The organism is Flavobacterium sp. (assembly GCF_036405015.1).
In the GTDB taxonomy this organism is placed as follows: Bacteria; Bacteroidota; Bacteroidia; order Flavobacteriales; family Flavobacteriaceae; genus Flavobacterium.
This window is the reverse complement of sequence record NZ_DASWYK010000154.1, coordinates 1-6,158: the sequence shown is the minus strand read 5'-3', so window position 1 is coordinate 6,158 and position 6,158 is coordinate 1. Positions and strand designations below refer to the sequence as shown.

At 33.4% G+C, this 6,158-nt stretch carries 3 protein-coding genes and 1 pseudogene; 2 read left to right on the top strand and 2 right to left on the bottom strand.

Features of this window, described 5'->3' with window-relative positions; genetic code table 11:
• Positions 1-1,630, top strand: a 1,630-nt coding sequence (locus VGE71_RS12240; RefSeq protein WP_331138590.1) for a cytochrome-c peroxidase, incomplete at its 5' end; no start/stop codon positions are given.
• 56 nt (positions 1,631-1,686) lie between these two features.
• On the opposite strand, the gene VGE71_RS12235 is transcribed toward VGE71_RS12240, so the two are convergent.
• Positions 1,687-2,931 carry a hypothetical protein gene (locus tag VGE71_RS12235; RefSeq protein ID WP_331138591.1) on the bottom strand — a complete coding sequence of 415 codons (1,245 nt, stop codon included), beginning with the start codon at positions 2,929-2,931 and terminating at the stop codon, positions 1,687-1,689.
• Between VGE71_RS12235 and VGE71_RS12230 the strand changes: the two are divergent.
• Positions 2,871-3,593, top strand: a pseudogene (locus VGE71_RS12230) (AAA family ATPase); the annotation flags it as partial. The gene VGE71_RS12235 and the pseudogene VGE71_RS12230 overlap by 61 nt on opposite strands.
• Positions 3,594-3,659: 66 nt before the next feature.
• Here VGE71_RS12230 and VGE71_RS12225 read toward each other — a convergent pair.
• Positions 3,660-6,158: DNA gyrase/topoisomerase IV subunit A (locus VGE71_RS12225; RefSeq protein ID WP_331138589.1), on the bottom strand; the 2,499-nt coding region annotated here is incomplete at its 5' end.

The window sequence follows — 6,158 nt, the reverse complement described above, 5'->3', positions numbered from 1 at the left end:
TGCTAATTCCTCTCAAAAAGAAATTGTAGAACAGTTTAAAAAGTCCCGTCTATTTTATAAAAAAGTAGAATGGGCGATTGAATATTTTGTTCCCGAAACGGCTCGTTTTATGAATGGCCCAGCGTTGGACGAAATGGAACTTGAAGAAAACAGATCTTTTGAACCTCATGGTTTTCAAGTAATTGAAGAAATGATTTATCCTGAATATAAAATTGAGGATAAAGAAAATGTGACAAGAGAATTGAATATTTTCAAAGCCAACATTAAACAATTAGAAAGTACATTTGACGTAATCACAATTTCTGATGATTATGTCTTGGATGCGCTGGAACAAAACACATTTCGTGTGATTGCTTTAGGAATTACAGGTTTTGATAGTCCGATTTTACAGTCTTCAATTCCTGAGGCTGGAGAAAGTTTAATTTCTATTTCTAAACCTCTTGAAATTATTAATCCTCAGAATAAATCATTGGCAGAAATAAAAAAAACAGCCGCAAAAGCGCAAAAATATTGTAAAGAGAATAACAACTTTAATGCTTTTGACAGAGCTTTTTTTATCACAGAATATTTAAATCCGATTTCTAAAAAAATTAAAGCTTTTCAGAAAGAAGAAAATATTAAGAACGTAAAAAAAACAAATCCGTTAAAACCAGAGATTGAAACTTTATTTGATAAAAACGCTTTTGATGTAAATGCATTTGTACTTTCAAAAGAGTATAATTTTACCGTGGACAAAGCCAAATTGGGAGAAAAATTATTTTATGATATGAGTCTCTCAAAAAATAATGACAGAAGTTGTGCAAGCTGTCATCATCCAGACAAAGCTTTTACCGATGGTTTAAAAACAAACGTTTCATTAACTGGATCTAATTTAGCCAGAAACACTCCTACTCTAACTTATGCTTCTCTTCAAAATGCACAATTTTGGGACATGCGTCAGTTAGATTTAGAAAAACAAAGTGTAGATGTAATTCAGAATAAAGATGAAATGCACGGCTCGATGGATGATATTCATGCTAAAATTCTTTTGAATGATGAATATATTAGTCTTTTCAAAAAAGCATATCCAAAAACTGTAAAACCAGAAGCTTGGCAGATTCAAAATGCTATTGCCAGTTACGTACGTTCTTTAAACTCTTTTGATTCTAGATTTGATGAATATATGAGAGGAAATAAAAACGCTCTAAACAAAGAAGAAATTGAAGGGATGAACCTATTTATGGGGAAAGCAAAATGTGCTACCTGTCATTTCACTCCTTTGTTTAACGGAACTGTTCCGCCTGGTTATTCTAAAACTGAACATGAAGTTATAGGAACACCTCAAGATGCTTCGGGAAAAAAATTGAGTCCAGATCAAGGTCGATATTTATATAATGAAATGCCTCAATTAGTTGGTGCTTTCAAAACTCCTACAGTAAGAAACGTTGCTGTAACGGCTCCTTATATGCACAATGGTGTTTTTAAAACCTTAGAAGAAGTTGTTGATTTTTACAACAAAGGCGGTGGACAAGGTTTAGGTTACGAAGTCGAAAATCAAACACTTCCTTTTGATAACTTAAAACTGACTAAAAATGAAGAAAAAGCACTTGTCGCTTTTATAAAAACACTTACAGACAAAAAATACCAGTAAAAACCAGAATAAATTGTAAAACCAAAATGCCAGAATTAGTTCTGGCATTTTTATTTTTAGTCCACAAATATTCGATATGGAAATACATTTGAAGATTTGTTTTTTAAGTTTTTCACGAAACTTTCGCAGATATAATCCCACTCTTCATTTGATAAATATTTTCTTTCCTCGGAATTCGTTTTTATAAAAATATCAACCGTACGGCTAAAACCAGCTTTTACAGAGATTTCTTTTCGAGTTCCTTTTTCTATTTTAATATCTTTTATTGAACCTTTAAAATGACTAAAGCCAAAAGCTTTGATATCAGCAAAAGTTACAATTCTGCCACGGGTTAATAGGGCATTTCTATAGGCTAGGATTCTGTCTTTATTGGTCTGTTTATTTAAACCGCCAACTGTATTGGTCATAAGAGTTACCTCTTTACTTGTAAAAAATGCATCTTTGCATTCTAACATTGTACCGGCTTTAATATCGTTTCCTTCTTCGGCGCAGGTTGACCAGTAGTTAATTACGAACGAATTTTCCATGTTTTTTTCAATTTTAGGCTTAATCATTAAATATGGATCATTATTCTTTAAAAAACTACTTTCTTTTGCCTGCTGCTCTACAGATTCTAAAAGCTGGCTTATTTGCGACAATGAGCTTGTCATGAAATCTTTTCCTAAGCCTGCAAATGAAGAAGTCTCGTCCTTGAGTAAATCAAGCAGATTTTGGAGTAACTCCGAAGCAGTTCGCGAATCAAATCTGGAGACGCCACCCATTCTTAGAACTGCATTTCCTTCTTCTACAACACCTTCTTTAAACTCTTTTATTTCATAATGATGATTCTGAGAATCAAGTACTGATTCTATATCCAGGTAAATGCTATTTCCCGTTTCTAAACTTACGTAAGAAAGGAAATCACCTAAACCCATACTGATAGAATGATACTTTTTATTTATTACTGGAAAACAATTTGTTGTAAAAGAAATATTCTCTATGATTTGAGGTACTAGTGATTCTGGAAAAACTAATTTTATCCAAATAATTGGTTGAGGTGCATTGTTTGTAATTTCCTCTAAATGTTTATATTCACTTGAATACTCCGTAATTTCTTTATGTTTTAAGATGCCTTTTAATGTATAAAAATTATCAAAATAATATTCATTCACTTCCTGCATCATCTCACTGAGATGCGAATAATTGCGATTTATTGTATTATCAATTTCAAGGGAATTTAAGGGTACATTATATCCTTCATTTACCTCAATTTCAATACGATCATAAAAACATTTTACTTGTTTTAAGTAATACTGAAACATTTCCTGGGTCGCCGCCAGGATACGTCGGGTTCGACTCGGGAGGAGTGTTAATAAACAAAATTAGACAAAAGCCTTACTCCATTGTTTTATTTGATGAAATTGAAAAAGCGCATCCATCCGTTTTTGATATTTTTCTGCAAATTATGGATGAAGGTAAGCTTCATGATCGTTTAGGAAAAGAAGGAGATTTCTCTAACGCCATTATTCTTTTTACCTCAAATATAGGGGCTGATCATATTGTGGAAACATTCAATAACAATCAAATCCCTGATTCAACATCTTTGATGGAAATAATGACAAATTATTTCCGACCAGAATTTTTAGGTAGATTAACAGAAATTATACCTTTCGCACCTATCACAAAAGATAACGCGTTAAAGATATTCGAAATTCATTTAAAGAAAGAATTTACAGATTTATTGAGAAACATTAATGTAAAAGCAGAAATTCCAATAGACGTTAAAACCTATCTTGCCGAAAACGGATTTAATGCTAAATACGGAGCAAGACCCATTAAAAGTATTATCAGAAGTCATTTAAGAAGACCTTTGGCAAAGAAAATAATTTCTGGAGAAGTCAAAGATGGTGACACCGTTTCGGTAATTGTTGAAAACAATGAGGTTAAATGGATCAAGCTAGAAATTACTTCAATCGAGAATTAAAACTGAAAATATTAACCAATAAAAAACCGCTAAGAAATTCATTCTAGCGGTTTTTTATTGATTTATTTAATCCAAAACCAAACCAATCTGACCATCATCGTCTAATTCAGTTTCTACTGGATCATCTTCTGAGATTTCTAGTTTTTCTGGAACTTCTTCTACAGGTTCTTCATAAGGAAGAGGATCTAACAAATTTACTTGCCTTAACTTATCAGTAGTTAATTGATTTCCTAAAGCTTTAAAACCTTTTATAGCTATAAAGTCTTCAACATCTATATGAAGATCGTCTTTTTGAACTCCTTTTACTTTTGCAAAAACCAATTGTGCCACTGGACGATAATCTGTAGATACAATTTCTAACTGCGAATTTGGGTGATCTGTAATGAAGCTTTCTTCCTTCCCTTCGTTTTCAACTAGGAAACGTTTTAAGAAATAACGTTCTTTTTCTCCATCATAATAAATTGCAGAAATTGGCTTCTTAGGCTTCCATTTTTCCAAAACAATCATATCTTCCTCAAAGTGAGTTGACAATTCTGGAATAATGACCTTTAATTTCCCTGATTGGCTAATTACTAAGATTTTATCACTTGGTTTAAATTCGCCTAGCAATTCTCCTCTTGCATCAACATTTAAACGTTTTACGGTATCATCAAACCAAACTTTTCTTGGCAATAAGGTCGAAATTCCTTTTTCTTTTAATTCGATTTTCTTGATTGGATATTTAGTAACTAAATTTCCTTTTGAACCACGTCCTTTAATTGCTAGTTTGGCAAAATCAATATCGAATTTCAGTTTTTTTATCGTTCCTATTTGACGAAGCAATATCGTGACCACTTCCGCCTCTCCATTTGGATTATGAGAGAAATAAACCACTTGAGATCCGTTTGTACCGTTTGTTAAATCGTAGGCCTTATCACGTGTAACACCAGTAACATTAAATCGTTTTATATAAGACGGACCTGATTTACCATCACGATACATCATGTTATAAATGGTACGTTTATCGTTTTTATCAAAAACCGCAGCATGTATAATATCTTTTCCGATAAAAGTTTTGGCATCAACTTTTGTGATCATCATAGTTCCGTCTCGTAAAAACACAATAACGTCATCAATATCAGAACAGTCGCCTACGTACTCGTCTTTCTTTAAGCTAGTTCCAACAAAACCTTCTTCACGGTTTACGTATAATTTTGTATTTCTTAAAACTACTTTTGTGGCTTCAACGTTATCAAAAACACGAAGTTCTGTCTGACGCTCACGTCCTTTTCCGTATTTCTCTTTTAATTTGGCAAAATACGCAATAGCAAAATCTGTAAGATGTTCCAAATTGTATTCTACCTCTTTCATTTCTTCCTCTAATCTCGAAATCATTTCGTCTGCTTTATCAGAGTCAAAACGAGTAATACGAATCATCGGAATTTGAGTCAATCTTTGTAAATCATCATCGTTAATTTCTCTAACAAATGATTTTTTGAAAGGTTCAAATCTATCATACAAATATTTGTATAATGATTCTCTGTCTCCATATAATTTGAAGTCAATATACATTTCTTCACGAATAAAGATTTTCTCTAAAGTCGAGAAATGCCATTTATTTTTTAATTCTTCTAATTGAATTTCTAATTCCTGACGAAGTAAATCAACCGTTCTTTCTGTTGAAATTCTCAACATTTGAGAAACCCCTATAAATAACGGTTTATTATCTTCAATAACGCACCCTAAAGGCGCTACAGAGGTTTCGCAAGCTGTAAAAGCAAATAAAGCATCAATAGTTTTATCTGGCGAAACTCCTGGAAAAAGATGAATTAAAATCTCAACGTCAGCAGCAGTATTGTCTTCAATTTTCTTGATTTTGATTTTGCCTTTTTCATTGGCTTTCAAAATACTGTCAATCAAACTTGAAGTATTGGTAGAAAACGGAATCTGCGTAATCACCAATGTATTTTTGTCTAATTGTGAAATTTTAGCACGCACACGCACACGTCCGCCACGCATTCCGTCATTGTAATTCGAAACGTCGGCGATACCTTGCGTCATAAAATCAGGATAAAGCGTAAACGGTTTTCCTTTTAAGATTTTAATCGAAGCGTCAATTAATTCGTTGAAGTTATGAGGTAAAACTTTCGTTGACAAACCTACCGCAATACCTTCTGCTCCTTGAGCCAAAAGCAATGGGAATTTTACTGGAAGATTATTTGGTTCAGCACGACGTCCATCATATGAAACTCCCCAATCGGTAATTTTTGGAGAATACAAAACCTCCAAAGCAAATTTAGATAAACGTGCCTCGATATAACGGGGCGCAGCCGCACCGTCACCAGTTAAGATATTTCCCCAGTTTCCTTGGCAGTCAATCAATAAATCTTTTTGGCCAATTTGCACCATTGCATCACCAATACTCGCATCTCCGTGTGGGTGATACTGCATAGTGTGTCCTACTACATTGGCAACTTTATTATAACGACCATCATCCAACTCTTTTAACGAGTGCATAATACGACGCTGAACAGGCTTGAATCCGTCTTCGATAGCAGGAACGGCACGCTCCAGAATTACGTAAGA